Here is a 2898-nt window from a genome sequence, read left to right as displayed (position 1 = left end):
GTTTTCGTTAATAGTGGCAATTAAAAACTTAGGTAGCTTAGCTGCGCTTTCTGAACAAATACGCGATAAGCTGTCTTTAATATTTGGGTTAGCAAAGCGCTCAATAAGCGTGTCTTTATAGATTTCTAGGTCAATGCCTTCTAGTTGCGCTAGGTTAGGCGTTACTTCTTTATCCATAAACGCACGTAAATACTTTGCAAATAAAGGGTCTGATACTGTTTCGTCTATAGTGCCGTAGCCATGTACAGAGCCTAATAAGCCCAGTACCGAGTGGCCTGCGTTTAATAAGCGTATTTTCATGGTCTCAAAAGGGGTTACGTCACTTACAAATTGTGCGCCAACGCTATCCCAATCCGGGCGCCCACAGCAAAATGAGTCTTCAATAACCCATTGCGTAAACGACTCACAGGTAATTGGCCATTCATCACTCACACCGTATGCATCAACAACGTAGTCAATATCGCTCTTTTTAGACACTGGTGTAATACGGTCAACCATTGCATTAGGAAAAGTAACGTTATTAGCAATCCACTCGCTTAGCTCTTTATCTTGCTCGGCTGCAAAGGCAAGTAGCATTTTGCGCGTTACATTACCGTTATGCTGAATGTTATCGCACGACTGCACTGTAAACGCATCAAGACCTTGTTCTTTACGTAATTTAAGCGCTGCAGTAATGTAACCAAACGCTGTGATTGGGTCGTTCGGGTTATTAATGTCGTTAATAATGTCTGGGTTTGAGTAGTCAAACTCACCCGTTACTGGGTTAAAGTTATAACCGCCTTCGGTAATCGTTAACGACACTATGTGTGTATCGCTGTGCGCAAGCTTATTAATAACCGCTTGTTTATCCTCTGGGGCAAACAAAAAGTCAATCATAGAGCCAATAACTTTGTTATCTATCTGCCCATTTGGGTGTCTTACCGTTAGCGTATAAAGATAGTCTTGCTGCTTTAAAATATCGCGTAGACCACGATTACCTTCTAATAAGCCAACACCACAAATACCCCATTGTTCAGCACCTGGCTTTTTTAAAAGCTCATTAACGTATACGGCTTGGTGAGCACGGTGAAAACCGCCCACACCAATATGCACTATACCGGCTTTTAGCTTACTGCGGTCGTAGTTTGGTGTATCTACATGGCTTGGCATAGTTGCCAAGCTTTGTTGGTTTAGCCCTTTAACTAGAGCGTCAGTGTGCTGGTGTTGCGTCATGGTGCGGCCTTACTAAAACAATAATAAAAATTTAAATTAAGATGCAGTATTGAGTGCTTTATGGCGCTGAAGCGACCAATAAGCGGTTGCAAAATAAATGATGGTGCAAACAAAACAGGCAATTTCAAACTGCGTTTTGTGTCCTGCATAAATACTCATACTGTCACTAAAAAACATAACCTGGCTGGCAAAGCCAAAAATAATCAATAACGAAACTGTAGATATAGTGTTTAATACTTTGCTAAGCATTGAGTTATCTACCACAGGCGCTTTAACATTTTTGGCAAGCTCTGCTTGATATGCTTTTATATCTTTTTGCTCTTGCTCTTCTGCTGCAATTTCTTTGCTGTAATCTTCACCTGCGCCGTACTTTTTAGCCAGTAGCGTGTAAACCACAATGGTGAATATCCAAGTAGGAATAAATAGGTAGTAAAATGACATTACATCAATGGCATTTAAACCAAAGCCAAACACAAGTGCCAACGCCCAAGAAGCAATAGCCGGAACGCTACGGGTAATGTTTTTATATTTAGCCCAGTAACGGGTTAAACCAATTTTAGGAAATAAAACATGCTCAGCAAATACAATACCGCCCACAGGCACTACTAATAATCCTGCGTAAGTAAGTAGTGGTAACATTTGCGAAAATACAAACGGGAAACACGCAATAATAACGGTTACAACACCCACAATGGCGGTTGTACGCTCGCGCGATTGGTCAACAAAAATAGACTGTGCTGCAAGCCCTGCGCGGTAAAGATTAGCGTTAGCTGTTGTCCAGCCTGCAATAATTACAATTACAAAACCCGTCCAGCCTAATGCGTGGTAAGCAACGTCACCTGGGTCAAGTGATGAAATAGTGGTTTTAAGTAATACCGCAACACCTGCGCCCATAATACCGGCCGAGATCCACGCTAAGTAATGGCCAAAAAACATACCTACGCCAGAAAACAAACCGTAGCTTTTACGTTTGGCAAATCTAAAAATAGCCATATCAATTAAGCCAAAGTGGGTAATAGAGTTTGCAGCCCATGCAAAACCGATAACCTCTAATAAGCCAATACCTTTTTCGCCATCAGCAGTGGTACCAGTCCAGATTGATGAATCCCCTATTGCCATAAAGTCGTCAAAGCCTGTTAGCGTGGTTACCCCTAATACATGATTAGAAAGCTCAGGAAACAATGCAAACGAGCCCGCTATAAAAATAACAAACAACCACGGCGCGCAAATTTTAGAAAAATCAGCAACGGTTGAAAAACCATACATAGCCACAAATACAACTATAGAGCCAACCGATAATACAATGGCCACAAATGCTAAGCTGTTAGGATACCAATCGAGTTGTGCGGGTATATCAAACAAAAACCGCACTGCGGTTGCCGATACCGTGATCATCGCGGCGGATATCACACTAAATATGACCACGTTTGCCCAGTTATAAAGCTTGGTCATTGAGTTACCCGCAATTTTATTTAGGTAGTTGTATAAACTTAAACGTGTTTCTACCGCAATTGGAGAAGTAATTAACCACCACGAACACATTGCTAATAGGTTACCAATTAATAGACCTAATAAAATGTCGATGGTCGATGCGCCTAATGCAACAAAGGTTGCACCAATAACAAATTCGGTGGCTGCAACGTGCTCACCAGCGTATAAGCCGGCAAAGTGCTTCCAACCATGAAG

General features: G+C 41.8%; 2 protein-coding genes. Both read right to left on the bottom strand.

The features are described from left to right. Nucleotides 1-1212: mannitol dehydrogenase family protein (locus AABI99_RS17895; RefSeq protein WP_338367474.1), on the bottom strand; the 1212-nt coding region annotated here is incomplete at its 3' end. 36 nt (nucleotides 1213-1248) lie between these two features. Then, nucleotides 1249-2898: hypothetical protein (locus AABI99_RS17890; protein WP_338367473.1), on the bottom strand; the 1650-nt coding region annotated here is incomplete at its 5' end.

Source organism: uncultured Pseudoalteromonas sp., from assembly GCF_963922945.1.
Taxonomy (GTDB): domain Bacteria; phylum Pseudomonadota; class Gammaproteobacteria; order Enterobacterales; family Alteromonadaceae; genus Pseudoalteromonas.
Note: the sequence above shows the minus strand (reverse complement) of the source record. Positions and strands in the feature narration are given on the sequence as shown.